25 protein-coding genes are annotated in these 24,817 nt (G+C 38.0%); 10 read left to right on the forward strand and 15 right to left on the reverse strand.

What is annotated here, in order from left to right; all coding sequences use genetic code 11:
* The first annotated feature begins 13 nt into the window (after positions 1-13).
* Positions 14-856, forward strand: coding sequence for an aldo/keto reductase (locus H5S10_RS02300; protein ID WP_182588593.1), 843 nt, complete (start codon positions 14-16; stop codon positions 854-856).
* A gap of 54 nt (positions 857-910) precedes the next feature.
* On the opposite strand, the gene pnuC is transcribed toward H5S10_RS02300, so the two are convergent.
* Both pnuC and greA read right to left on the reverse strand, forming a co-directional pair.
* Positions 911-1,663: a nicotinamide riboside transporter PnuC gene (pnuC, locus tag H5S10_RS02305; protein ID WP_182588594.1), complete on the reverse strand. Its 753-nt coding sequence runs from the start codon at positions 1,661-1,663 to the stop codon at positions 911-913.
* A gap of 250 nt (positions 1,664-1,913) precedes the next feature.
* Complete coding sequence (greA, locus tag H5S10_RS02310; RefSeq protein ID WP_182587161.1) at positions 1,914-2,411, reverse strand: transcription elongation factor GreA; 498 nt, start codon at positions 2,409-2,411, stop codon at positions 1,914-1,916.
* 107 nt (positions 2,412-2,518) lie between these two features.
* Between greA and H5S10_RS02315 the strand changes: the two genes are divergently transcribed.
* Complete coding sequence (locus H5S10_RS02315) at positions 2,519-3,640, forward strand: hypothetical protein (protein WP_182587160.1); 1,122 nt, start codon at positions 2,519-2,521, stop codon at positions 3,638-3,640.
* A 23-nt stretch (positions 3,641-3,663) separates the two neighbouring features.
* Positions 3,664-3,990: a hypothetical protein gene (locus H5S10_RS02320; protein WP_182588595.1), complete on the forward strand. Its 327-nt coding sequence runs from the start codon at positions 3,664-3,666 to the stop codon at positions 3,988-3,990.
* A 56-nt stretch (positions 3,991-4,046) separates the two neighbouring features.
* On the opposite strand, the gene H5S10_RS02325 is transcribed toward H5S10_RS02320, so the two are convergent.
* From H5S10_RS02325 to H5S10_RS02340, 4 genes are read right to left on the reverse strand one after another with little or no spacing between them, the layout of a single operon-like run.
* Positions 4,047-4,271 (reverse strand): hypothetical protein, encoded by a 225-nt coding sequence (locus H5S10_RS02325; RefSeq protein WP_182587158.1) that lies wholly within the window; start codon positions 4,269-4,271, stop codon positions 4,047-4,049.
* Positions 4,272-4,284: 13 nt separating this feature from the next.
* On the reverse strand, positions 4,285-4,791 hold the full coding sequence (locus H5S10_RS02330) for a YbhB/YbcL family Raf kinase inhibitor-like protein (protein WP_182588596.1): 507 nt from the start codon (positions 4,789-4,791) through the stop codon (positions 4,285-4,287).
* 35 nt (positions 4,792-4,826) lie between these two features.
* A complete protein-coding gene (locus tag H5S10_RS02335; RefSeq protein ID WP_182588597.1) occupies positions 4,827-5,609 on the reverse strand; it encodes a tyrosine-protein phosphatase in 783 nt (260 codons plus the stop codon).
* Between the two features lie 29 nt (positions 5,610-5,638).
* Entirely contained in the window at positions 5,639-6,607 is a 969-nt protein-coding gene (locus H5S10_RS02340) for an SGNH/GDSL hydrolase family protein (RefSeq protein WP_182588598.1), read from the reverse strand.
* A gap of 194 nt (positions 6,608-6,801) precedes the next feature.
* Between H5S10_RS02340 and H5S10_RS02345 the strand changes: the two genes are divergently transcribed.
* Genes H5S10_RS02345 through H5S10_RS02355 form a run of 3 tightly spaced genes read left to right on the forward strand, consistent with a single transcriptional unit; the run spans position 6,802 to position 10,488 of the window.
* Positions 6,802-7,980 carry a galactokinase gene (locus H5S10_RS02345; RefSeq protein WP_182588599.1) on the forward strand — a complete coding sequence of 393 codons (1,179 nt, stop codon included), beginning with the start codon at positions 6,802-6,804 and terminating at the stop codon, positions 7,978-7,980.
* A gap of 26 nt (positions 7,981-8,006) precedes the next feature.
* Positions 8,007-9,458 carry a UDP-glucose--hexose-1-phosphate uridylyltransferase gene (locus tag H5S10_RS02350; RefSeq protein ID WP_182588600.1) on the forward strand — a complete coding sequence of 484 codons (1,452 nt, stop codon included), beginning with the start codon at positions 8,007-8,009 and terminating at the stop codon, positions 9,456-9,458.
* A 37-nt stretch (positions 9,459-9,495) separates the two neighbouring features.
* Positions 9,496-10,488 carry a LacI family DNA-binding transcriptional regulator gene (locus tag H5S10_RS02355; RefSeq protein WP_182588601.1) on the forward strand — a complete coding sequence of 331 codons (993 nt, stop codon included), beginning with the start codon at positions 9,496-9,498 and terminating at the stop codon, positions 10,486-10,488.
* Positions 10,489-10,556: 68 nt separating this feature from the next.
* Here H5S10_RS02355 and H5S10_RS02360 read toward each other — a convergent pair whose 3' ends face one another.
* Entirely contained in the window at positions 10,557-11,168 is a 612-nt protein-coding gene (locus tag H5S10_RS02360; RefSeq protein ID WP_182588602.1) for a DedA family protein, read from the reverse strand.
* A 249-nt stretch (positions 11,169-11,417) separates the two neighbouring features.
* On the opposite strand from H5S10_RS02360, the gene H5S10_RS02365 reads away from it, so the two are divergent.
* Positions 11,418-12,731 (forward strand): cation:dicarboxylate symporter family transporter, encoded by a 1,314-nt coding sequence (locus tag H5S10_RS02365; protein ID WP_182588603.1) that lies wholly within the window; start codon positions 11,418-11,420, stop codon positions 12,729-12,731.
* A 47-nt stretch (positions 12,732-12,778) separates the two neighbouring features.
* On the opposite strand, the gene H5S10_RS02370 is transcribed toward H5S10_RS02365, so the two are convergent.
* On the reverse strand, positions 12,779-13,249 hold the full coding sequence (locus tag H5S10_RS02370) for an Lrp/AsnC family transcriptional regulator (RefSeq protein ID WP_182587149.1): 471 nt from the start codon (positions 13,247-13,249) through the stop codon (positions 12,779-12,781).
* A 213-nt stretch (positions 13,250-13,462) separates the two neighbouring features.
* Here H5S10_RS02370 and H5S10_RS02375 point away from each other — a divergent pair, with 213 nt between their 5' ends.
* A complete protein-coding gene (locus H5S10_RS02375; RefSeq protein ID WP_182587148.1) occupies positions 13,463-13,927 on the forward strand; it encodes a universal stress protein in 465 nt (154 codons plus the stop codon).
* 250 nt (positions 13,928-14,177) lie between these two features.
* Positions 14,178-15,101, forward strand: coding sequence for a low temperature requirement protein A (locus tag H5S10_RS02380; RefSeq protein ID WP_231795577.1), 924 nt, complete (start codon positions 14,178-14,180; stop codon positions 15,099-15,101).
* A 54-nt stretch (positions 15,102-15,155) separates the two neighbouring features.
* Here H5S10_RS02380 and H5S10_RS02385 read toward each other — a convergent pair whose 3' ends face one another.
* The 5 genes from H5S10_RS02385 to H5S10_RS02405 all read right to left on the reverse strand — a co-directional run bounded on the left by H5S10_RS02385 (position 15,156) and on the right by H5S10_RS02405 (position 22,128).
* On the reverse strand, positions 15,156-17,102 hold the full coding sequence (locus H5S10_RS02385; protein WP_182588604.1) for a glycoside-pentoside-hexuronide (GPH):cation symporter: 1,947 nt from the start codon (positions 17,100-17,102) through the stop codon (positions 15,156-15,158).
* A gap of 125 nt (positions 17,103-17,227) precedes the next feature.
* Entirely contained in the window at positions 17,228-17,491 is a 264-nt protein-coding gene (locus H5S10_RS02390; protein ID WP_182587145.1) for a hypothetical protein, read from the reverse strand.
* A 108-nt stretch (positions 17,492-17,599) separates the two neighbouring features.
* Complete coding sequence (gndA, locus tag H5S10_RS02395; RefSeq protein WP_003675213.1) at positions 17,600-19,036, reverse strand: NADP-dependent phosphogluconate dehydrogenase; 1,437 nt, start codon at positions 19,034-19,036, stop codon at positions 17,600-17,602.
* 143 nt (positions 19,037-19,179) lie between these two features.
* A complete protein-coding gene (zwf, locus tag H5S10_RS02400) occupies positions 19,180-20,661 on the reverse strand; it encodes a glucose-6-phosphate dehydrogenase (protein WP_182588605.1) in 1,482 nt (493 codons plus the stop codon).
* Between the two features lie 288 nt (positions 20,662-20,949).
* A complete protein-coding gene (locus H5S10_RS02405) occupies positions 20,950-22,128 on the reverse strand; it encodes a CynX/NimT family MFS transporter (RefSeq protein WP_182588606.1) in 1,179 nt (392 codons plus the stop codon).
* A 166-nt stretch (positions 22,129-22,294) separates the two neighbouring features.
* On the opposite strand from H5S10_RS02405, the gene H5S10_RS02410 reads away from it, so the two are divergent.
* Positions 22,295-22,720 carry a VOC family protein gene (locus tag H5S10_RS02410; RefSeq protein ID WP_182587142.1) on the forward strand — a complete coding sequence of 142 codons (426 nt, stop codon included), beginning with the start codon at positions 22,295-22,297 and terminating at the stop codon, positions 22,718-22,720.
* A gap of 48 nt (positions 22,721-22,768) precedes the next feature.
* Here H5S10_RS02410 and nrdI read toward each other — a convergent pair whose 3' ends face one another.
* Both nrdI and H5S10_RS02420 read right to left on the reverse strand, forming a co-directional pair.
* Positions 22,769-23,236, reverse strand: coding sequence for a class Ib ribonucleoside-diphosphate reductase assembly flavoprotein NrdI (nrdI, locus tag H5S10_RS02415; RefSeq protein ID WP_182587141.1), 468 nt, complete (start codon positions 23,234-23,236; stop codon positions 22,769-22,771).
* 111 nt (positions 23,237-23,347) lie between these two features.
* Positions 23,348-24,691: a hemolysin family protein gene (locus tag H5S10_RS02420; protein WP_182588607.1), complete on the reverse strand. Its 1,344-nt coding sequence runs from the start codon at positions 24,689-24,691 to the stop codon at positions 23,348-23,350.
* Positions 24,692-24,817: the final 126 nt, after the last annotated feature.

A 24,817-nucleotide genomic window follows, 5' to 3' on the forward strand; every position in this document is an offset into this window, starting at 1 on the left:
GAAGTGATTTTTAATGGATATTAAGGATAACCTATTAACTCTTGCCGATGGAAATAAAATGCCTCAGGAAGGTTTTGGCCTTTATAAGGTAGATGGACAAGAGACAATGAATCAAGCAGTCAAAAAGGCATATGAAGATGGGTACCGCCTTTTTGATACGGCTCAGTTATACGGAAATGAGCAAGAAGTTGGGACGGCTTTTAAGCAATTAGACATTCCGCGCGATAATCTTTTTGTGACAACTAAAGTGGCGGAAGAAAATCAAGGTTACGACAAAGCTATTGAATCTGTCAAAGAATCTTTACGTAAATTACAAATGGATTATGTTGATTTGCTGCTTGTTCACTGGCCAGTTGAACGATCATTTTTTGATACCTGGCGAGCCTTTGAAGAAATGAAAAAAGAAGGTCTTACTAAATCAATTGGTGTAAGTAACTATCAAATGATCCATCTCCAATATTTAGCAACTCAAGCAAATGAAATGCCGGTTGTTGATCAAATTGAGTTGCATCCGTTATTAACGCAAAAACCATTATTAAAATTTAATCATCAACATCAAATAGTAACGCAAGCTTGGAGTCCACTAGGGCGGGGAGCAGTTCTCAATGAACCAGTATTGAAAGATATTGCTGCTGCTCATCATAAATCCACTGCGCAAATTATATTGCGGTGGCATCTCCAGAATGGTGTTTCCTTTATTCCTAAGTCAGTTCATGAAGAACGAATTACCCAAAATGCTGATATTTACAATTTTGAACTTAGTACCCAAGAAATGGCCCAGATAGATGCATTAAATGCTTATCATCGTACTGGTCGTGAACCAGAACTAGTTTATGAATACAATAAACAATATTAAACAAAAAACAGCAAATTGACTGAAAACACTTCAATCTCTTTGCTGTTTTTACATTTATTCTAAGCCCATTTCTTTGGCATAGGCTGCTTCTTCTTTACTGAGTCGTTGACGTTCACGTTCGTTGTACCATGGTGAAATGGTAAAGGCGAGAACATCATTAATAAGGTAAATTGAGCTATTAACAGCCATTGCTAAAGTAGCAGATCCTTGCTGGTAAGAAACAAACCAAAGTACTAGTTGTGCAAGACCAGATGCAAGCCACCAGAAATATTGATTGTTAAAACGCAAGAAGCAAATAACACCAGCGGAAAGACTAATGGAAAAGCTGATTGCATCAATCCATGGCCGGGGATCGTCGGTAAGGTGCCCGATTAAATATCCAGAAACAAAATAAACGATAATTGTCGCGATAATAGCAACCGTCCATGAACGAGCATTGAATTTACGGATCTTTGATGCCATGTTAACATTCCAGTTTGCAGAAAGTAATACTGGTAAATCGAGGGTAATAACATAGGCGATTTGTTCGGCAATACTTAAATAATTTTTAGCGCTAAAACCAGCGATAATGAAACATAATGCTGATAGAATACCTAGGAAACCATTTACCGACTTTGCAGCATTAATTGCCAAAACGCAAAGTACTCCAAGCGTGGTTCCGATAAATGTAATGACAGTTACCCACGTTATTGGAGCACTAACTAAAGTCATTACCTGGCAGCCAAGACTGAAAAAGAATAGGTAATAATTTTGTTGTGGCCAGCCCTTTAATTGGTGGGCAAGAAATTTAAAATAATCGCTAATCATTAATATAACTCCCTCTACTATATGTTGTGCAATATCGTGGTTACTGCCGGCCGGTAACACAAGATATTGTGGATGCGAAAAAGCAACGTTTAATAGTATACCGGGTCAAAATCAGGGATGCAATACCCTAAAGTTTATTTAATCGGTTGCTTAAATTAATTAAAGGCCGAGAAATTAACCCTATCGTTGAAAATAATAAATTTAAAAATTTCCTTTAGCCGATTACGGAGCATCGAATGACTTATCAACACTATAATTCAACTTTAACAATTTTAACTTTATATGAAGATTGCGGAGCTTCAACAGTCACGGTTGTTCCAGCGGTTTGGTGAAGAAGGGCTTGACCGAGGGGCGAATCAAAAGAGACTTTTTGTTTAGCAAGATCAGCTTCTTGCTTTCCCACAATATGATAAGTTTCTTGTTCATGGTCATCCTCAAATTCAATTGTCACGGTTGTCCCTAAATCAATAGTGTGATCATTCTTGGGGGTCACAATTTCAGCATATTGAAGTTGTTTATTGAGATACCGAAGTCTGCTTTCAAGGTGGCGTAACTCACGCTTAGCAGTACTATATTCGGTATTTTCTGATAAGTCACCAAGTGCACGGGCTGCTTTTAATTGTTCAATTTTTGCAGGCCTTTGTTGTTGTAATTTCGCAATTTGTTCCTCAATTTCGTGATAGCCAGTTGCAGTCATTTTTTGAAAATAGACATTTTTCATTGCTTCTTGAATCTTTTTTCGTTGCATTGGTATAGTTTTCTCCTTGGATATTAGCAATCTTATTATATTTACTAGATATAATTATGATATGATAGAAAGGAAAATTCAATTTGGAGACGGAGGATATATAGATAATGAACGAACAAGAACAACATATTGACCAGTTTCTTACTTCGTCCAACTATCATCAGTTATCTGCTAATCAGCAAAAACATGCACAGGATATTTTGACGCGTTTTAATAACCAGATGGCAAATGATCAGCATTTGACCGATACTACTTGGACACCAGAAGCAGTAAAAGCGGTCATGGTCGGGGAATTTATCGCTGATCCAGCACTAACTAATCAATTTGGAATTGCGGTTGTTCCAGTTTTGCGAGCTTATCAAGAATTTTTGAAAGTTGAAAATCTTGCGGAAGTTGTAAAAGCAATGGAAGAACAACGGACAAAGATGAACGAGTGTCGGAAAGCACATAAGACATGGGCACAATTACATGGGGATGCGGAGAATGACGAAACAGAAGCAACCCCGGTTCAAGCTAGTCCTGCTAAAAAAGAAATTACGTGGACACCGGAGAAGTTCAAGGACTTATTAGCGAACGTCCAACAAGCTATTAAGTCAGCTTCTCAATTCAATAATCTTGAATTAGATGATGTTGAATTGAACTATGTTGTGCAAGAGTTCTTGGAATTAATGGTTCAAGAATGTAATGAATATCCAGGACAATGGACTTTCAGCAACTTGCAACGTGTATTAGGCATGATGATGCCATTAGATCCACATATTTCAATAAAGCAAATTCATAACATCGTACCGAGCGCGCAGGCCTTGTTCGAATACTTGAAGCAAAATGACTACATTAACATGGATCAATACAAGTTGGGCTTAAAGGCAATTGCTAATATGCAACCATCAGAAGACATGCTTGCCTCATTAAATCGTGATGAGCGGGAAACCCAATTAGTTTTATCATTTATCAATAGTAATGGTATCGATACTGATGATGCAGATGTAGCAGAAGCGTGGATGGACGATCATAAGCAGGAAGTTGCTGACTTTATGCGTGGTCTATTGAATCCGTGGGGTGAATATGAACGTAAGCGCCTGCTCAAGCGTCAACGCGAAATGAAACAAAAGCAACAAGTAGCTAAGAGTAATGATAACCAAGTTGATTCACAATTAAAGCGGAAAAAGAAGTCCCTTCAAGGAATCAAGTTTAGTAAAAAGGCTCGGCGGAAATTACGTCGCCATTAATTTGTTAAGAGGAGGAATCCATAATGAGCGTTGAAATTCCAGAAAACATGGAAGAAGTAGCAATGCAGCTGGCTCAACATCAGGTACGCGGTGAGCAAGTTGACGAAAAGGCTGTTATTCAAAATGCTGTTCGGGATATTCTCCAAGCATTTTTTGATGAAGCTCTTGAAGGTCATTATGATGATGTTAAGTGGGATGGGGATGACCTAGTAATTACGGATATTATGGGTGATGAAGTAGGACGCATCCAACCACAATCAAGTTCATTTATTGATGACTTTAAGAATGATGCTGATTCATTAATTGAACGACTTGAAAATGCGACAGCCAAAATTGTTGGTGGTCGTTAAGATTTTTATCGAAATAGAAAATGACCCGTGGAAATTTCCGCGAGTCATTTTCTATTTTAAAGTCGATTTTTAATTTCGTAGGGCTTTGACTTTTCGTGTTCAGCTGGTAATGCATCCTTAGCGTAAAAAATTGCGTATTCTTTATCGTTAGGATCTTTAGCGATGACAAGTTCATCATTGTGACGTACTTGTTTAAAAATTTGTCCCTTCCGAACAGCTTCATTATAGTCATGAATATTAGCGACTGAATCGCCTGGATTAAAGAAAATTCTTGTTTCCATTATAAGTTCCTCCTCATGCACGGCTTGGTAAATCAATTTGTGCTTTTGCTAGAATATGACCCTTGGCCGCGTGAATAAAGTCATTAAGCCAGTATTTATTTTTTAAGGGTAAAGTATCATCTAACGCAAACGCCATTAAAGTATAATCATGGGTTTTATCGGGAGGCTGTGGCCCAACATAACCACTAGTTATCAATGGATTTCCGTTAACCAATGAGCCGGCATTGCTATTATTCCCTTGCACAAATTTATCTGCTAATTCTCGACTAGCATTTGCTGGAATATCTGTTAACATTGCTGGGATGTTAGCGGCTAACCAATGGATCCAAGTAAAACCACAGACAGGTGTTGAGTCATAATCAATAAAGACGATTGCAAATGTTTTTGTATTTGCTGGTGCGCCGGTAATTTTAATTGGGAATGATTTGATTGGATGGTCAGCTAGCATATCAGTTGCTGGCGCATATTTACCATATTCATCCGCTAACATTCCGTTAACTAATGGTACTGAGATTTGCATAAAAAATCCTCCTTATAAGACAATTATAACCGAGCCTAATCTAAATACAATTTTCGTAAATCTTTTATTTCGGCAGGCGTAATATCAAGATAGTTGTTGAGATACTGATTAACGTTTCCATAAGTCTGGATAATATTTTTGATTGCTGTATTAAGATAATCGGGAGCCACCGAGGCAAGGGCAGCCCGATTCGTCACTAGTTCCTCGCTAGCGCCGTGATTGCGCATGTCTTGCAGCCAGTGATTACGAAAATCTTGTGTAACAGTATTCGTTAACAGGTAATCTTCCATAATAATCTTTTGCTCAACGCCGAGGGCACTAAGAATAAGATAAGCAGCCATCCCTGTGCGATCTTTACCAGCAGTACAATGAAATAGTAAGGCACCATGTTCATTATTCAATAAGAGATTAAATAATTTCTGATAAGCTTGCTTAGCTGAAGGGGTCGTGGTCATTCGGTGATAAACATCAATCATATGGTGATAGCCATTTCCTGGTTGTTGCATCTGCGCAGCGATTTCTTCATCACTATGCGAGGCGTCTGTTTCGTCGGCTTCAAAAACTGGCAAATGATAATATTTTGCTTGGGAAGGTACTCGATCAGGATCTTTTTTTACTTCGTCGGGAGCACGGAGGTCAATATCGAGCGAAATAGGAATATTATCTAAAACAGTGAGATCATTTTGATCTAAACGAGCAAGTGAACCAGTACGAATAAGACGATGCCATTTTATTTGATGGCCATCTGCTGTGGGATAGCCTCCAAGATCACGAAAGTTGTACCCATTCTTTATTGGAAGTAAGCGTTGGTTAGCCATGAGAATCCTCCTCGTATTAACTCTTACTACTATTGTACACTGAATTGAGGTAAAAGCGGTTGTAAAGCTTGTGCAAGCATTTTTCCTTCAGTAATAGCGCCCGCTTGGTCAGGATGGAGCCCATCAGTAAAGCTATGGTGCCAAGTTTTAGTTTCAATTATCGAACAGTCATGTTTAGTGGCAATTGTGCGGATCGCAGAAGCAAAGGTCTGACTAAAAGGAATTATGATTGCTAAGGGAGCATGAGGAAAAGTTAGCTTAACTTGCTGGATAAAAAGGTCGAAAGCAGCAATAAATTGAGCTAGGGGGAAACGACGGTCATTAACGCCTAAATTAATCACGTTGAGATCAGGGTGATTAGGCGTCCATAATGTTTGATCGTCAATTTTTCCTAAAAAGACATCGGCAGTTGGGACCCCGCCAGTAGCAGGTCTTAGCACTCCCCCAGCAGAGTAGGCTATTCGAACACTATCGACGTTAAGCAGATCTGCACAAATTCCCGCATAGTTAGTTTCTGGTCGGTAGTCAGCGGCAGGATGGTTCCCAACTACCCAACAACCAGCCGTAATTGAATCACCAATAAAGTTGATCAAAGGACGCTGAGAGGCTGCTGTAATTTCGCCCCTATCGAGATAAATATTTTTAATTGCAAAGCCTTCATTACCTTGCCACACTTCGTCAATGTCAGTATTACCGGCTGCCATTATTTCGATGGCATGTAATGTCGAATCAAGTGGAATATCGATTTTTCCTAAGCTAGCTTGTGTCCGTTGCCACTTTCCTTCATCAATTCGAAAAGCAAATACTTGGCTAGGAGATAGGAAATTTTGATTTGGCAAAACAGTAATTTGACACTTTTTAGCGTCTGAAACCTTAAAACGGAGGTAGCTGCCAAGGTTAGTAGTGTATAAAGTAGGACTATTATCAAGCTTTTTAATAGTCCAGCGTCCAGTACGTGAAGCAAACTTAATTAGATCAGTTGGTAGATATTTCTTCATTTGAATCCTCCAATTATTTAAGACTAGTTTAGCATTAAAGAATGTATTATGTTTATCAAACTTACTGTGGTGTAATCGTTTTCTTTGTTGAGCTGAATTATTTGTAAGCGCTTATTGACGAGGTGGTTAAAAAGTAGTAAATTGTATTTAGTAAAAGTTTACCAATGTTTGTTTGATGTATGGAGGTTATGCTGATGGATAAGCAACAATTTTTAGCTGAATACCAAGATGTATTTAAGGAACCAGGTAAGGATGTATTCTTCTCACCAGGCCGGATTAATGTAATCGGGGAACATACTGATTATAATGGCGGTCATGTTTTTCCATGTGCGATCAGTATTGGAACCTATGGGGTATATGGTCCGCGTGAAGATACAACAGTCGCCATTTACTCAGCTAATTCGGCTAAGGAAGAAGACAGTAAGGTTATTACTTTTGACATTAATGATACAGAACCGCAAAGTGCTAAAGATGAAAAGTGGGTTAACTACTTTAAAGGGATGTTGGTTTATCTAAAGCAACGGGGCTTCAAGATTGATCACGGATTTAACTTATACATCCACGGTTTTCTTCCTTATGGTTCAGGCTTATCGTCATCAGCATCAATTGAAATGTTGATGGGAAATATCTTGAAAGATGAATTTAATCTTGATATCGATGAAATTGAATTAGTTAAACTTGGCCAAAAGACGGAAAATGACTTTGTTGGTCTTAATTCTGGAATCATGGATCAATTTGCTGTTGGAATGGGTAAAGAAAATAACGCAATTTATCTTGACTGCAACACGCTTGAATATAAGTACCTGCCACTTGAACTTGGTGACTATGAAATTGTTATCATGAGTACTAATAAGAACCACTCCTTAGCTGGTTCGAAATACAACGAACGGGTTCAAGAATGTGAAGAAGCAGTTAAGCGCCTTAACAAGAAACTTGATATTAACAAACTTGGCGAATTAGACTCCGATACATTTGATCAATACACTTACTTAATTGATGATGATACGCTGATTCGTCGTGCCCGTCATGCAGTTAGTGAAAATGAACGGACGAAGAAAGCCATTGATGCAATGGAAAAGGGTGATCTTGAAGAGTTAGGTCGCCTAATCAATGCGTCTCATGTATCACTTAAATACGATTATGAAGTGACTGGTAAAGAACTTGACACCTTAGCAGAAAATGCTTGGGATCAGCCGGGCTGCCTTGGTGCCCGAATGGTCGGCGGTGGATTTGCCGGCAGTGCGATTGCCATTGTTAAGAAGTCAGAAGCAGACAATTTTAAGAAGAACGTTGGCAAGATTTATCGTGACAAGATTGGTTACGATGCCAGTTTCTATGATGCTGAAGTTGTTGATGGACCACATAAGCTTTAATAGTATTTTAGTGGGGGAATGAGAAAATGAAGTTAATGGAAAAGTTTGCTGACCAAGTAATTGCTAGTGGAACTTATGAACCACTCGACCGGATCTATGTCTTGAACAAGATTCGGGGCTTTGTTGGTGATGAAGATGTTGAAGCTAAAGATGATGAATCTGTTGTTAGTCAACTTGTTGATTTAGCAGTTAAACGCGGCAAAATTGATGATGGTCAAACTGCTAAAGAAATCTTAAACGATCAGCTTTATGATTTGCTGACTCCAACGCCATCAGTAGTTAATCATAAGTTCTGGGAAAAGTATCAACAATCTCCAGCCACTGCAACTGATTGGTTCTATCACCTATGTACTAGCAACGACTATGTTAAAGTAGCAGCTATCAAGAAGAATGTTGTCTTTGATAAACCAACTAAGTACGGCAATCTTGAAATTACTATCAATCTTTCAAAGCCGGAAAAGGATCCCAAAGCAATTGCAGCGGCTGCTCATGATACCGCTAAGAAGTATCCTCAGTGTGCTCTTTGCATGGAAAATGAGGGTTACAAGGGACGTCTTGGACAAGCAGCACGAAGCAACCACCGTATTATTCGAATTACAGTTGGCGGACAACAATGGGGCTTCCAGTATTCGCCATACGCTTACTTCCATGAACACTGTATCTTCCTCGACAGTAAGCATGAGCCAATGGAGATTAATCGGCAAACTTTAATTAACCTAGTTGAAATTGAAAAGCAATTCCCAACCTATTTTGTTGGAAGTAACGCTGATTTACCAATTGTTGGTGGTTCAATGCTTGCTCATGAACACTACCAAGGTGGTAAGCATATTTTCCCAATGATGACGGCCTCCATTAAGAAAGAATTGCACTTTGCAGAATATCCAGCTGTTGATGCAGGAATTGTTAACTGGCCGATGAGTGATATTCGCTTAACTAGTACAGATACTGAGCAATTAATTGATCTTGGTACGCACATTATTAAAGTGTGGGATCAATACAGTGATGAGAGTCTTGACATTAAGGCATTTGATGGGCAAACTCGTCATCATACTGTTACCCCAATCATGCATCGGGAAGGCGATAAGTTTGTTCTTGATTTAGTATTGCGGGATAATAATACTAATGATGAATATCCACTCGGAATTTTCCATCCACATGAAAAACTATGGCACATTAAAAAGGAAAATATTGGTTTGATTGAAGTAATGGGACGGGCAATCTTACCAGCTCGGCTTAAAGACGAATTAAATGAAGTTAAGAAGTTTTGGCTTGGTGCTGAAAATAAGATTGCAGATAATCATCTTCCATGGGCAAAAGAAGTTCAATCAAAAATTGATATCACCGAGGATAACGTTAATGAGGTTATGGAACAAGAACTTGCTAATGTCTTTGCCAATGTTCTAGAAAATGCGGGCATTTTTAAGGATGACGCAGCTGGAAATGAAGGTTGGCAACGATTCGTTGATGCCTTAAAATAGTTTTAACCTAAAATAAAGAAAGGGGCGCTGAAGCAGTATGGCAGTAACATTGCATGATATCGCGGATAAAGCAGGGGTCTCTATTGCGACTGTATCGCGAATTTTAAATAATGATGTGACGCTTTCTGTAAATGAAAAGACACGTCAGCGAGTGTTAGCCACTGCCGAAGAGTTTAACTATACTAAGCATAAGCGAGCACGCAATAACCAAATACAACGAGTAGCTGTTGTTCAATGGTATTCTCTAACGCAGGAATTGGATGATTTGTATTACATGGCAATTCGAATGGAGATCGAACGAGCGGCTCAACAACAGGGACTACAGACGGTTCCCATTTACCAAAACAATATGGAAGAGATTCCTCGCGATGTTACGGGCATCATCGCGATTGGAAAATTTAGTGATTCGCAAGTTCAAGCATTGCGGTTAGTAACTTCTAATATTGTGTTTGTTGATTACGATAGTTTGGCTGCTGGTTACGATTGCTTAGTACCGGATTTTGAAAATGCAGTGCGGTCAGTTATTTCGGAATTTGTTAGTGAAGGGATTAACGATATTGGCATGCTAGCAGGAACGGAAAAGACAACGGACCAACAAATTGTTCCTGATTTACGGCGATTCTATTTTGAAAGTAACCTGCGTCAACAAAATCTTTATCATCCAGAATTTATATTTGCTGGCAACTACACCTCGATGTCAGGATATAATGCGATGAAAAAGGCAATTGCGACGCTTGGTGACCATATGCCGCATGGAATCTTTGTTGCCAATGATCCGATGGCGGTTGGCGCACTTAAAGCGATTCAAGAAGCCAAAATCAACGTTCCAAATCGAATTGCGCTGATTAGTTTTAACGATACAGCAATTGTTAAGTACGTTTATCCAAGTATGTCAGCAGTTCATGTTGCCACTGATGAAATGGCCCATGCCGCTGTTGATATGATGATTAAACGTTTGCAGAATCCGAATAATGATCCATGTAAGACAGTTGTTGGAACCCACTTGATCAAACGGCAAACAACCCGATAGCATATGAAAAATGATTCAGTTTTGATAGTAATGGCACTAGTGCTTTTACTAATAGAAACTGAATCATTTTATTTTTTAATTCTTTTTTGATACCACCGATAAGCAAAGTATAAGCAAACGATCGCCATGATGATAATAGCAACAGTCGTGTAATCGTTGAAGATAATGACAATCTTATGCCATGATTGGCCGACCCAAGCGCCAAGAACGACAAGTAGTGTATTCCAGATTGCGCTTCCGATAGTAGTGAGAAGGCAGAACCTTCCTAATGAAGTTTGAGCGATCCCTGCAGGAATAGAGATTAAACTGCGAATAACGGGAATGCATCGGCCATAAAGAATACCGCCTGCCCCATGTTTATTAAACCAATCGACTGCTTTTTTAGCATCATCTTGGTGAAAGCCTAAAAGCTTAAATAAGCGATGTCCGAGAAGACGTTCAAGGCGGTTAACAGTTAACTGGCGGCCGAGAACATATAGAATAAGCGCCCCAATAAGCGAGCCAATTGTCGCGGCGATAATTACCCCAATAATTGATAAAGAGGTGGTGGTCGTCATGAACCCGCTCATTGTAAGGATAATTTCGGATGGTAGCGGTGGGAAGACATTTTCAAGGGCAATTAATAAGGCAATCGCGAAATAACCAAACTGGTTAATAAATTCCGTTATCCAAGCGTTCATAAATTACTCCTGTTCAATTAAATATTCTCTAAACACTCTATCATATTAGAGAAATACTTAATAGCAGTCTTATTTTTCTTTAGTGAAAATTACGAATTATAAATTAGAATTATTATACTGAAGTGAATAAAATACATGGAGAGCGCAAAAAGTGTTCGGATTTAATTAAATAAAATCTTAAAATTTGCTAAAATCTTACTGAAAATGTGCTAAAGTATAATAAGACTACATAAGGGAGATTGATATAAAGTGAAGCGATATCGTTTCGGACGCCTTAGTATGGGCTGGCAAATTATGATTGGGCTAGCCCTTGGTATTATTTGTGGATTAATTTTCTATCAAAATAAGGGTGCCATCACTGTTATGCAGAGCTTAGGAACAATCTTTATCCGGCTGATTCAAATGATCGTAATGCCAATTGTTGTTTCTTGCTTGACTGTCGGAATTGCTAATATTGGTGATATTAGAAAGTTAGGACGGATTGGTGGAAAAACATTAATTTATTTTGAAGTTTTAACCACGATTGCGTTGATTTTAGGGATCGTAATGGCTAACATTACTCATCCAGGGTCGTTTATTGATATTCATAAACTTCATGCAACTGATATTTCGCAATATATGTCCACCGCAAAATCTGCAGAACATAATAGCGGATTTTGGCCATTAATTTTGTCGATTATTCCAACGAATATTTTTAAATCCATGTCTGATGGTGACATGATGCCTGTTATCCTGTTCTCGGTTCTCTTTGGATTGGGAATTGCAGCTGTGGGTGAAAAGGCTAAAATTTTAATTGACGTATTAAATGCAGTTTCAGAAGTTATGTTTAAAGTTACTAATTGGGTCATGAAGTTTGCACCAATTGGGGTCTTTGGTTTAATTGGAATGACAATCGCTGAAATGGGTATTAGCGCTTTGCTACCATTAGGATTGTTTATTTTGATTGCGTATGTGACAATGCTAATCTTTATTATTGTTGTCCTCGGGATTACTGCTCATATTTTCCATTTGCGTTATTGGAAGACGATGCGTGCTATCCTTGATGAGATTGTCTTAGCATTTACTACAGCTAGTTCAGAAGTTACGTTACCTCGCTTGATGAAAAAGACACACGAGATGGGGGTAAGCAAGGGGATTACAGCTTTTGTTATCCCAACCGGTTATACTTTTAACCTTGATGGATCTGCAATCTATCAATCATTAGCAGCGATCTTCTTAGCACAAGCATATGGTCTTCACCTTAGTATTTCTCATCAAATCACGTTGTTAGTAGTTTTGATGATTACTAGTAAGGGGATGGCTGGGGTTCCAGGTGCCTCCTTTGTTGTATTGCTTGCTAGTGTCTCCACGATTGGTGTGCCGATGGCTGGTCTAACTTTCATTGCCGGAATTGATCGTTTTGTTGATATGGGACGAACTGCCGTAAACGTGGTTGGTAATTCAATTGCCACACTTGTTATCGGTGAATCTGAAGGTGCACTTGACCGTGAAAAATATAATGCATATTTAGATAATTACGGAAAAGAAAAGACATCAACAGAAACTGATGTCGAAGCTGAATAATAAATATAAAAGCGAAGATGAGGAAATACTCACCTTCGCTTTTATATTTATACTTGTTCTGAATTAACAGTATCTTTTGCTGGTGCTAACTTAACTCCCCGGTGGTCCACGCTTGTACTAAATACGATTTGTGTACTTGTTTTTCCAAAACGTTGTTGAATAGTATTAATGAAGTCATCTAGATCTGTGGTAGAAGGGAAGACAACCTCCATAATTTCAGAATAATCACCAGTTACACAGTTACATTCAATCACATTGGGAATTTGTTGAATGTAGGGATAAAATTCTTGCTTTTGTCGTGGCTCGAGTTGTACCTGAATAAAAGCTTTAACATGAAAGTTAATTTTTTCCATGTTAACACTTGTATGATAGCCAGTGATAATCCCATTTCGTTCAAGTTTATTGATTCGCGCCGCAATTGCTGGTGATGAGATAAAACATTCTTTAGAGAGTTCTTTCAAAGAAGCACGGGCGTTTTTTTGAAGAAGGTTAATAATCTTCCTATCGATCTTGTCCATAAGATGCGGCCTCACTTTCAAATATTAAAGGTATATTGGATACATTAAGATTACTCTAATTAAAGATTAATGTATAGTATAAATTTTAGGAAATTTTGAATTAATTGAATTTTATCTGAAGTCAGTATTATTCTGGTTTCCTTCGCTTTATTCTTCAAAAAAATGGTATAATTTAAGTAAATATATCACTTGTTTGTTTGGAGGTTCAAACCTATGGATCAAGAATATCAAAACATCCTAGTTCCAGTTGATGGTTCTCAGGAATCAGAATTTGCATTACACCGTGCGATCGCAATTGCAAAGCGTAATGGTGCTCATATAGATATTTTAAATGTAATCGATACCCGAGCAATGGCTTATAACTTTGCTGGTATGTCAGATGGAAGTATTGCTTACCAATTAGTTGATAAGTCGAAGCAATACCTTGACGAATTATTGAAGACTGCTAAGGATAAGGATGATTTTGATAATCTTGATATTCACATCCGTCTTGGTAATCCAAAGACAATTATTTCGTTTGACTTCCCTCGTGATCACCACAATGACATGATTATTATCGGTGCTAGTGGATTATCACGGATGCAACGAGCCGTAATGGGTTCAGTTACGTCATATGTAAAACGTAATGCGCCAGTTGATGTGCTGGTTGTCCGGACTGATGTAGATCAGGTTAAATAGTCATTGAATATTAGCAATGAGGGTTAGTGGTAGATGTTACCATTAACTCTTTTTTTATAAAAAATGAGGGATGTGTTAGCGTGGCAGATGAAATTACTAAGCGAGTTTCCTTGGTAGAATTATTTTACGATTTAGTGTTCGTTTACATGGTTTCCCAAGCGACAGAAAGCACCATGGGATTGTTGGATTGCCGGTTTTAGGAATCTTTGCAATTGTTGTGATTGTATTTATTAATTCCTGGATGGTGCAGATGGTTTTTACAAATCGGTATGGGAAGCTTTCGGGAACCAATATCGTCTTTTCGTTCGTCGATATGGCAATTCTCCTCTATATGTCAAATTCGTTTTCAACAACATTCAATTGGCATTTAGCAATTTTTTTCGTAGCTGCTGGCTTGTTATCATTAACGTTATGTATCCAATATGTTTTAGTTTACTTTCAGACAGAAAAGAAGATAGATAAACAGATTACACGAGCATTTATTGGAATTTTGATTTTTAGGTCTGTTACTCTTTTTATTGGTGGGATTTTTTATCAAAGTAAAGGTGGAGTGGCAATTGCTTTTGCCGGTATTATTATCAGTTGGATTGCGCCCGGCTTTACCGGAAAATATACAAAGCATCATCCCATCATCTTTTCGCACCTGCTTGAACGGCTTACAGCATTAATTATCGTGATGTTTGGGGAGACGATTGTTGGTATTGCTGATTACTTTACTGCCACAAATTTCTCAGTTCAGTCTATTCTTATTTTTACCACAGTTGCAGCGCTATTCTTTACCTACATTGTTGAATTTGACCATTTAATTAACGAACATCAACGTCATGAGACTGGAAATTTAATGATCTATCTTCATTACTTTATTTTATTTGGGCTCAGTCTAGTAACTGTGGCGATGAAGTTTATTGATGATACAGAGGCCGATCCGCGGTTTGCAGTAACATGTATGTATTTTGGCTTTGCCTTGTTTTATATTGGTCTTGGGATTGCTAATTATTACAATAAGGTAAAAGTGAATAAGACTGTTGTAAGTATTTTTATTGTTTCAACAATTGTTGGCTTTGGAATTTCATGGTTTTATTCAGCGTTTACGCTTGTGGTTATCATTATGACCGCTGTAACGTTGATTAATGCTGTAACATTAACAAGATTCAGAATAAAATATGTAGATTAAAAAGGAACCGCTCAAATCAGAGCAGTTCCTTTTTTTAATAGAGAAGATATTCAATTACTTTTTAGTAACTTCCATGACGATATCAGTAGTAGTTACCTTTTCACCAGCATCCTTCAATAATTTAATATCGAAGTCTTTACTGTTAGTAACTGTTACCATGACAGTATCATCAAGACCCGCTTTCTTGATTGCTGGGTCCCAGAATTCCATTAATTCGTCACCTTTGTCAAAGTGTTGATCCTTATCAAAGTAACTAATGAATCCAGTACCCCGAAGTTTAATGGTATCAATACCAACGTGGATCAGTAACATAATACCATTGTCTGATTCAAGGCCGATTGCGTGCCGAGTAGAGAAGGTTGCTCGTACTGTTCCGCTAAATGGAGCAATTACTTTACCATCAGATGGTTTAATGGCAAATCCTTTACCCATGTTACCAGAAGCAAAGTTTTCATCATTAACGTCTTGTAACTTAACGAAAGTACCAGCAACGGGAGAAGTGATTTCAGTAACACCTGGTTGTGGAGTAGGGGTGGATTCAGTTGAATCGCTGTCATCACCATTAAATTGCTTACCCCAGGTTTGTTCAAGTTTAGCAACAATTTGGGCGTGTGATTTTTCATCCAACTTAACCTTAATAGCAAAGATGATAATACCTACAAGGATTAAGGCGATTGGAATTAAGAACATGTAAACCTTAAATACGCTAACGCCATGAGCTGTAATAGTAGCGGCAGTAGCACCACCAGTCATTCCAGCAGCAACAGTAGCGGCACCGACAACACCGTTAGCAACCGCGCCACCAAATTTATCCAATAATGGACGAACTGATAATGTCAGTGATTCATCACGGTGTCCTAATTTTAACTGACCATATTCAACTGAATCTGTAATAGTCATCAAAACAACTAAGAAAATGATAGGTTGTGGAATGAAGAATAATTCAGCACCAAGTAAAACAAGAGCTAATGACTTGCCAGCAAAGGCGAAGATTAAGGCACCAAGAACTTCAATTGAAGCAGCACCATAGAAGAGCTTATGACGCCCAATCTTACCTGAAAATAGTGGGAAAGCAAAGACAGAAATAACACCGACAATTGTGTTTAATCCTCCCAAAATTGAGAAGGCCTTGGCATTGCCTAAAATATAAGTAAAGTAGTAAAGCTCAAAACTATTTAACAACGTTTGACCAGTAGTAAAGAATAAGTAAGACATTGCAATAGCTAATAATTGATCATTTTTAGTTAAGATATGAAGAATATCTTTAAGCTTAGTTTGTTCTTTGTTTTCACGAAGAAGTGACTTTTGTTCGTGAGTAAAAATCCCCACACCAATGGCAGTAATGGCTGAAATAGCAGCGACAATTACAGCAAAGATAAACCAACCACGGTCGTCACCAGTACCACCGTTTTGGTTAACTGAGAAGAACAGAACCATTGGCATAATAACAAATCCAATGATTTGACCACCAATAGTAGAGCCGACCCGGGCGAAGGTAGCTATCTTGTCACGTTCGTGTGAATCGAATGACATAGCAGGAACCATTGACCAAAAGCCAACGTCATTAAATGAATAGAACACATCCATAACGATATAAATAATGGCAAATACAAGTAAGTAAAGGAATGGATTACTTGTGTTCAATCCACCTAGTGGCGTAAATAGGGCTGCTAAGAGAATGGCAGAAATAACACCACCACCGACAACCCATGGTTTAAACTTACCCCATTTGGTATTAGTCCGATCAATTGCATTACCGATTAATGGGTCAATTAATAACTCAACAATCCGCAAAATCATGATAATCAGAGTAACGTATCCAACCATCCGGTTATCAAAGGACTTATCACTAGAAGTAAACAGGTGACCAGTGACATACATCATAAAATAAGTAGAAAGTAATGCAAAGAAAGCATCATGCCCAAACGCACCTAGAGAATAAGCTAGGCGAGAACGAACAACATGGGATTCTTTCTTAGCATTATCTAGTTTTACATCCATGTTAACTCCCCTTTTCTACAACAACATATAATATCTTACACGAATAATAGTAAGCGTTTTCATGGAAAAAGTCAATGCACTTTTAGTAAAGTTTTACGAAAAAGAAAGAAATATCAAAATAATTATTAATTGAAAGCGATTGCCATAACTTGGGCTTGGGCAGTTTCTAAGTCATCTGCATTTAAATTAATATATTTATTTACAAGGCGTTCATTTGCATGAAGATCGTTGATAAGAAAATCGTGGATCGATGTAATGTTTATTCCGGCATGGCGTAAATGGAGAATTGTCATTGTAATTGCTAACTGTTCTGTTTTGGCAGCCGAAAGGGTAGCAGGGGCTGCTTCGATGACACCTTGGTAATAGCCGCTCATAAATGTTTTATTCATGATACTCACCTCTATTCTAATCAAACCACGTTTCTATGTTCTTGTTAAGAAATTTAAAATAAAAACGACCGAGAACAGATCTCAGTCGTTAAATCAAAATTTATTTGATTATTGTTCTTCGTACCAGCTGTAGTGGAAGTTACCAGGACGGTCAGTACGTTCGTAAGTGTGAGCACCGAAGTAGTCACGTTGAGCTTGAAGCAAGTTAGCAGGAAGCACTTCTGAACGGTATGAGTCGTAGTAACTAATAGCAGCACTAAGTGAAGGAACAGGAATACCAGCCTTAACAGCAAGAGCAACAACGTCACGAGTTGCCTTTTGGTATTTCTTAGCAATATCCTTGAAGTAATCATCAAGAAGTAAGTTCTTCAAGTCTGGGTTCTTAGTGAAGGCATCAGTAATGTTTTGTAAGAATTGTGCACGAATAATGCATCCTGCACGCCAGATTTGAGCTAATTCACCATACTTAAGGTTCCAGTCGTAACGTTCGGAGTCGATCCGCATTTGTTCGAAACCTTGTGCATAACTCATAAGCTTACCGAAGTAAAGAGCTTGACGTACTTTTTCAATCATTTCCTTCTTGTCGTCGATTGAAATAGCTTCAGTTTCAACAGGCAATTCCTTGCTTGCTTGTACACGTTCGTCCTTCATCATTGAAATGTAACGAGCATAAACAGCTTCTGTAATAACTGATTGAGGAGCACCACCATCAAGAGCAGTCATTGAACTCCACTTACCAGTACCTTTGTTAGCACCACGGTCAAGGATCATGTCAACAATAGGCTTGTTCTTGTCGTCACCAAGGTCATCCTTACGAGTAAGGATATCAGCAGTAATGTCAACAAGGTAACTACTTAATTCACCCTTGTTCCATTCAGCAAAAGTCTTAGCAATGTCATCAACAGGCATCTTTAATACATTACGCATGATGTTGTAACTTTCGTCGATTAATTCTTCATCACCGTATTCGATACCGTTGTGAACCATTTTAACATAGTGACCAGCACCATTTGGTCCAATGTAAGCAACACATGGCTTGCCATCTTCTTCAGCCTTAGCAGCAATCTTAGTAAGGATTGGAGCAACTAAGTCATAAGCTTCTTTTTGACCACCTGGCATAAGTGATGGACCGTGGAGGGCACCTAATTCACCACCGGAAACACCCATTCCGATGAAGTTGATACCAGACTTGTCTAACTTAGCGTTACGAGCCATAGTATCGTGGAAGTTAGTGTTACCACCATCGATTAAAACATCACCCTTGTCAAGTAATGGCAATAATTCGTCGATAAGAGCATCAGTTGGCTTACCGGCTTTAACCATCATAAGAATCCGACGAGGCTTTTCTAATGAGTCTACGAATTCCTTAACAGTGTAGCTAGGTACTAACTTCTTATCGCTGTGGTCGCGCATCATATCGTCAGTACGGTTACGGTGACGGTTGTATACACCAACCGTGAAGCCACGACTTTCGATATTTAGTGCAAGGTTCTTACCCATAACAGCTAAACCAACAACACCAATTTGTGCTTTTTGATCAGACATTAAAGTCACTCTCCTCAATACTTATGTAATATAATTCACAACCTCGATTATAACAAAAATTAAAGATAGTGCAAACGCTAAACATCAATTTTTATTATAAAAAAGTAATTTACAGCACGAATGCTATAAATTACTTTTAGTAACTAATGATTTAAACGATAAACCCACTTACGTCCATCGCGAGCCAGTAGTTCGTCAGAAGCAGCTGGACCCATGGAACTAGGAGTGTAGTTAGGGAATTGAGGCTTTTCAATATCCCAAAGCTTACGGATAACGTCAACGAACTTCCATGCATAAGCAATTTCAGCCCATGAGGCAAAGTTTGTATGGTTGCCTTCAAGTGCATCATGGAAAAGACGTTCATATGGTTCTGGAGATTCCTTCTTATCAGAATCACTTTGTAAGAATCGTAAATCAACAGGCTCTGTTGTGAAGCCTTGACCCGCACGCTTAGCATTTAATTGGATTGCAAAACCTGAGTTAGGTTCAACAAAAATAGTTAATACGTTTGAGTTAAGAGATTGGTCACTTTCAGAACGTGGGTTAGCAAAGATATCGATTAATGGCTTCTTAAAGACAACATCAATACGAGTAAACTTGTCTGCTAACTTTTTACCAGTCCGAACGTAGAATGGTACACCAGACCAACGATAGTTATCAAACATTAACTTAGCAGCAACAAAGGTTTCAGTACCAGATTCTGGATCAACACCATCTTCATGACGGTAAGCGTTAGTTTCATCACCAGCATCGTATTGTCCACGGACAAAGTTAGCAGCTGCTTCTGATGGTGTGTAGAGGCGAAGACTACGAAGAGCCTTAATCTTTTCAACTCGAACATCAGCATCAGTAAATGCAACTGGTTGTTCCATTGCTAATTGGGCAACAATTTGCATGATGTGGTTTTGTACCATATCACGTAATGCACCAGATTGGTCATAGTAACCAGCACGTTCTTCAACCCCAAGTTTTTCACTCAATGTTACTTGGATGTTATCAATGTAACGGTTATTCCAGAGTGATTCAATCATGGTGTTACCAAAACGTAATGCTTGAATGTTTTGAACCATTTCCTTACCAAGGTAGTGGTCAATCCGGAAAATTTGATTTTCACTAAATGTTTGTGATAATTCATCGTTAAGCTTCTTAGCAGATTCAAAATCACGACCAAATGGCTTTTCAATAACAAGACGGTTAAAACCATTGTCAGTTAATAATCCTTGCTTCTTCAAGTTCAATGCAATAGTCCCGAAGAATTGTGGTGCCATTGACATGTAGAAGAGACGGTTGCCTTCAGCGCCGAATTGTTTATCCAATTCAGCAAGGCGTTGCTTAAGGATTTCGTAATGTTCTGGCTTAGTAACATCATGTGACTTGTAGAAAAAGTGTTTTGAGAATGCTTCTGCTTGGCCATCCTCAGTCTCTGGAATGTTGCTAATAGATTCACGAACGATTTGTTGGAATTCTTCGTCAGTTAATGGACGACGAGAAGTTCCTAGTAATGCAAAATGGTCAGCTAGGTAACCCTTTTGATATAACTTGAACAAAGCAGTATAAAGTTTACGCTTTGCAAGGTCACCAGTAGCACCAAATAATGTAATGACAGCCTTATTTTCTGTAGCCAAAATGTTCACTCCTTCTGAAATTTCAGAAAATTCTTATACCGTGACAATTATATACTCTTAAAGCATAATCTGCACTATCAAAGGAAACGTTTTCTGAGAAGATATCTTAGAAAACGGAAATGGACCATTAACGATAAATGGCTTATTTATTAGTCTTTGGCAAGCGCTTGTCAATTAATGGTCTAGATCAAAAAACTTTTAAAAGAAATTTGCAATTAATTACAATTAAAACTTATGAAGTTAAACTAAATAAAAAAGCTGAGAAATTCCTCAGCTTTAAAACGTCTCTTACACAAACTGTTTCCGTTCTGCTATTACACCACAGATTGTAAAGAAGATAGCGGCAATAGCAATTACGACTAAACTTGCGAACCAGTTATGTGTTTGTGAATAAAGGTTACCGACAATGATCGGCCCTAATGCAGAAATTAAGTATCCAACTGATTGAACCATTCCTGAAAGATTTCGTGTATCAGCGGAACTCTTGGTCTTTAGTCCGAATAAAGTCATTGCAAGAACAAAAGTGGTAGTTGTACCAGCACCAAGAAATAGGGCAACAAATATATAGTAAACAAGGGAATTTACCGGAAAGAACATCATTCCAGTTCCGATTAAAGAAATGGTTCCCGCAAATAGCATAATTGGTTGCCGATTCTTCATCTTAGTGGCAATTACGGGGATTGCAAAGGCAAATGGCATTGATAATAGTTGTAGTAATCCAGCAACTAGACTCGCATTATCACTGCTTAATCCGGCATCCATGGCAATTGTAGGCAACCAGGCAACAATACTATAGAATACGAAACATTGTCCCCCAAAGAATAAGAGTAACCACCATGCATTTGCGTTTTTCCACATGTTAGTTCCTCGATCAGTAGAACTGCTTTCGTTAGTAGCACGTTGATTATAGAGTAAGTTCGGTACCCAGATAATAGCTGCGATTAAAGCAACAATGCTAATAATGATAACAGCTGTTTGCCAACTAGTAGCGTGGGTAATTGGGGTAATTGCGTAAGCGCCAATTGCAGCAAACAAAGTCATTGCGACATTATACATCCCGGTTACACTTCCAATTTGATTTGGTAGCTTATCAGAAATAATCGCAGGTAATAAGACGTTAATGCAAGTGATGGCAGCCCCGACTAATATTGTTCCGATCATTAACGATGAGAAGTTTAAAATTCGTAAATAAGAACCAATAAACATTAAAATCATTGCTAACTCAATCGTTAGTTCATTACCAATTTTTTGAGCGAGTGCTGAAACTACTGATGATAATAATCCAAAACAAAGCAGGGGAATAGTTGTTAAAATTCCTAAGCTGGTAGTTTCGACATTAAAAGTTTGTGCAATATCTTTAATGACAGATGGTATTGCTGTAATCGGCATCCGCATACAGATCCCAAGGAAAAATAATCCAAGGATCAGAAGTGGACTATGCTTTTTGAGTTTTTCCAAAAAATTCATCCTTTCATCATAAGATTAGCTTGATAATAGACTAGACAATTATATCATAATGGGGCCTTAGTTATGATTAATATACGGTTAGAAGTAGTTAATCCAATTAGAGACTAGTTTGACGGAAAGCGATTCAAAATATATAATCAACAATGAATATTTTTGGAGGAACACTATGACGGTTATATACCCATACCTAACATTTGAGAATGCGAAGGAAGCGATGACTTATTATGAGCAAGACTTTGGCGCTCAAATCATATATCATGAGGCCCTGACAAAAGAGCAGGCGGAAAGTCTAGGATTACCAGTTGATCAATTGAGCCAAACAACAATGCGGGGCGAATTTATGATTGCTGGGCAAAAGATTATTTGTGCAGATGCAACAATGGGCAATCCCCAAACTTCTACTCTAATTTCAATTTTACTTGATTTTGAAGAAGAGGAAGATAAAGCACGTGATTTGTTTAATCGTTTAGCAAAATCGGAAAATCAACGTGTGACGGTACCATTTGGTGATTGGATACTAAATAATGTAATGGGGCAGGTTGTAGATAAGTATGGGATAACATGGCTGATAAGTGCTAATAAACAAGGCTGATATAAAATAAAAGCGACTTGGATTTCCAAGTCGCTTTTATTTTATAGACTAGGCGTTAATTTCGCTCCACCGTTTAGTTAAGATAGTATAAATACGCTCAATATCTTGTGAAGTGCCCCGTAATTCATAGTCCGCGAGAAATGGTGCGTCAAAGTCTCGCGAGTATTTACGAGCAGTTAAGCAATATTGTTCGTTAAAATTCTTGTTACCACTGCCTACGACGCCGACGCATTGGTTGGCATTATCGTTGTAGGCAATATATTCACCTAATGCATTTGTCATAATTTCAGTAAAACCAGAATCGATCCCGTTACCACCATTTAAATATGTGGGCACGAAAGCAAAGAAGGGTTCTGTTTCATCGGCAGGAAGAGTTTGATCGCTAACTTCTTTTAATTCAATAAGTGGACGATCTTCGCTAATACTGTGCTGTTGTTTAGCATATCCCTGCATCCGCGTTAAGAAGGAACGGGTATTTCCCTCAAGCGAGATATAAATAATATTCATTGGTGCCATGTGAATTTCTTCCTTCTAGTTTAAATTTATTTTAATATCACAAAATTATTTTAGTAGAATTAACCGCTAAATAAAAGGATAATTTTCTTATTGTTGCCAAAATGTAAAGTTTTACTTTGATAAAGTAGTAACGATAAAGCTATCAATATATGAATGGCGGTAATCCTGAATTTTTAAATCAAGGTTAGCTAACCTAATTGTTTCCCCTTCATGAATATCCTGGTAATTGTCCAATACGTATCCTGATAAAGTTACCACATCGCTATCTTCAGAATTTTTAAGATCAACGTGGAAGAAACGTTCAAAATCATAAATGGTCGTTTTTCCATCAACTCGGTATTGATTTTTACCAAGTTTAGAAATCATATTATCTGAAACATTATCAATTTCGTCTCTTACCGTTCCAAAGAGTTCTTCATAAATGTCTTTATCAGTAATGATTCCGCTAGTTCCCCCGTACTCATCAACAACGACTACCATCGGCACCCGAGTACTAATCATTAACTTAAGAACTTCGGTAATTGGGGTGGTTTCAGGAGTAGTAGGCATATGGCGGAGTACTTTTGCTAAGGATACCTCTCCGTTAATTTGTTTTTGTCGAATTAAGTCATAGTTAAAAACATAACCTAAAATTTTATCCTTATCATTATTAGCAACTACCGGTAAGCGACTGTATTTTGTTTTAAGATATAGTTTAATCGCGTCATTCACAGTTTTGTTTATATCAATGACAGTTAATTGCGTACGATCAATCATAATATCCTTAGCAACTTTATCATTAAAATCAAAGGCTCGCTCCATATATAATAAGTCATTATGTTCAAGTTCACCGCCTTTGACAGCGTTTCGAGATAGGCTAATGATCTCACTTTGCGAAAGAACGTCTTGACTCTCATCAGCTGGCTTCATACCTAACATTTTAACAATTCCGTTGGCAGAACTATTAAGCAACCAGACGAAAGGATAAAAAGTAATGTGAAAATAGTGCAGTGGGGTGGTAACAAACATCAGAGTCTTGATTGGGATATCAATACTGATGTTTTTTGGTACAATCTCGGTTAAGACCACTTCAAAATATGTTAGAAGAAGAACTCCCACAATGGCACTTATAACATGGATGCCACTATTGTTTAGTGACCAGCTTGGCAACGAGAGAGCATCAGTTAAGAGCTCTTCAATTGTTCCTTCGCCGACCCAACCGAGGATAATTCCACAAATTGAAACCCCTACTTGAGTGGTAGAAAGATATTCCGTTAGATTGGTGACCATTTTGATTGCACGGTTTATTTTCGCAGATGGTTTATCGCGCTTTGCTTGCATTTCTTCTAGGGCCGTTACCCGTGCCTGCACAAGCGCAAATTCGGCAGCCACAAAGAATGCCGCAAAGATAAATGTAATGATGATAATTATAAAGTTTGTGAATAGTTGGCCCTCATTCAAAATAACATTCCTCATTTCGATTGGTAAGTACAATTTATGTATATTATTTTACCATTCAAATAAGGCGTTATAAATTAAAGCATGTTAAAAAGAAGGACATGTTTATTTCGTTCATTACCTAAAAAATGATAAGATTAGTAA

It is taken from the genome of Limosilactobacillus balticus (genome assembly GCF_014145615.1).
Lineage (GTDB): Bacteria > Bacillota > Bacilli > Lactobacillales > Lactobacillaceae > Limosilactobacillus > Limosilactobacillus balticus.

What these genes read in the sequence shown, in the direction of transcription:
- H5S10_RS02300 (WP_182588593.1), top strand. Translation starts at nt 14, where the DNA reads ATGGATATTAAGGATAACCTATTAACTCTTGCCGATGGAAATAAAATG.
- H5S10_RS02360 (WP_182588602.1), bottom strand. Translation starts at nt 11,168, where the DNA reads ATGAACGCTTGGATAACGGAATTTATTAACCAGTTTGGTTATTTCGCG.
- H5S10_RS02335 (WP_182588597.1), bottom strand. Translation starts at nt 5,609, where the DNA reads ATGGCTAACCAACGCTTACTTCCAATAAAGAATGGGTACAACTTTCGT.
- H5S10_RS02320 (WP_182588595.1), top strand. Translation starts at nt 3,664, where the DNA reads ATGAGCGTTGAAATTCCAGAAAACATGGAAGAAGTAGCAATGCAGCTG.
- pnuC (WP_182588594.1), bottom strand. Translation starts at nt 1,663, where the DNA reads ATGATTAGCGATTATTTTAAATTTCTTGCCCACCAATTAAAGGGCTGG.
- H5S10_RS02385 (WP_182588604.1), bottom strand. Translation starts at nt 17,102, where the DNA reads ATGGATGTAAAACTAGATAATGCTAAGAAAGAATCCCATGTTGTTCGT.
- H5S10_RS02390 (WP_182587145.1), bottom strand. Translation starts at nt 17,491, where the DNA reads ATGAATAAAACATTTATGAGCGGCTATTACCAAGGTGTCATCGAAGCA.
- H5S10_RS02355 (WP_182588601.1), top strand. Translation starts at nt 9,496, where the DNA reads ATGGCAGTAACATTGCATGATATCGCGGATAAAGCAGGGGTCTCTATT.
- H5S10_RS02410 (WP_182587142.1), top strand. Translation starts at nt 22,295, where the DNA reads ATGACGGTTATATACCCATACCTAACATTTGAGAATGCGAAGGAAGCG.
- H5S10_RS02420 (WP_182588607.1), bottom strand. Translation starts at nt 24,691, where the DNA reads ATGAGGAATGTTATTTTGAATGAGGGCCAACTATTCACAAACTTTATA.
- greA (WP_182587161.1), bottom strand. Translation starts at nt 2,411, where the DNA reads ATGCAACGAAAAAAGATTCAAGAAGCAATGAAAAATGTCTATTTTCAA.
- H5S10_RS02345 (WP_182588599.1), top strand. Translation starts at nt 6,802, where the DNA reads ATGGATAAGCAACAATTTTTAGCTGAATACCAAGATGTATTTAAGGAA.
- H5S10_RS02405 (WP_182588606.1), bottom strand. Translation starts at nt 22,128, where the DNA reads ATGAATTTTTTGGAAAAACTCAAAAAGCATAGTCCACTTCTGATCCTT.
- H5S10_RS02340 (WP_182588598.1), bottom strand. Translation starts at nt 6,607, where the DNA reads ATGAAGAAATATCTACCAACTGATCTAATTAAGTTTGCTTCACGTACT.
- H5S10_RS02325 (WP_182587158.1), bottom strand. Translation starts at nt 4,271, where the DNA reads ATGGAAACAAGAATTTTCTTTAATCCAGGCGATTCAGTCGCTAATATT.
- H5S10_RS02375 (WP_182587148.1), top strand. Translation starts at nt 13,463, where the DNA reads ATGGATCAAGAATATCAAAACATCCTAGTTCCAGTTGATGGTTCTCAG.
- H5S10_RS02370 (WP_182587149.1), bottom strand. Translation starts at nt 13,249, where the DNA reads ATGGACAAGATCGATAGGAAGATTATTAACCTTCTTCAAAAAAACGCC.
- H5S10_RS02330 (WP_182588596.1), bottom strand. Translation starts at nt 4,791, where the DNA reads ATGCAAATCTCAGTACCATTAGTTAACGGAATGTTAGCGGATGAATAT.
- H5S10_RS02380 (WP_231795577.1), top strand. Translation starts at nt 14,178, where the DNA reads ATGGTTTTTACAAATCGGTATGGGAAGCTTTCGGGAACCAATATCGTC.
- nrdI (WP_182587141.1), bottom strand. Translation starts at nt 23,236, where the DNA reads ATGGCACCAATGAATATTATTTATATCTCGCTTGAGGGAAATACCCGT.
- gndA (WP_003675213.1), bottom strand. Translation starts at nt 19,036, where the DNA reads ATGTCTGATCAAAAAGCACAAATTGGTGTTGTTGGTTTAGCTGTTATG.
- H5S10_RS02350 (WP_182588600.1), top strand. Translation starts at nt 8,007, where the DNA reads ATGAAGTTAATGGAAAAGTTTGCTGACCAAGTAATTGCTAGTGGAACT.
- H5S10_RS02315 (WP_182587160.1), top strand. Translation starts at nt 2,519, where the DNA reads ATGAACGAACAAGAACAACATATTGACCAGTTTCTTACTTCGTCCAAC.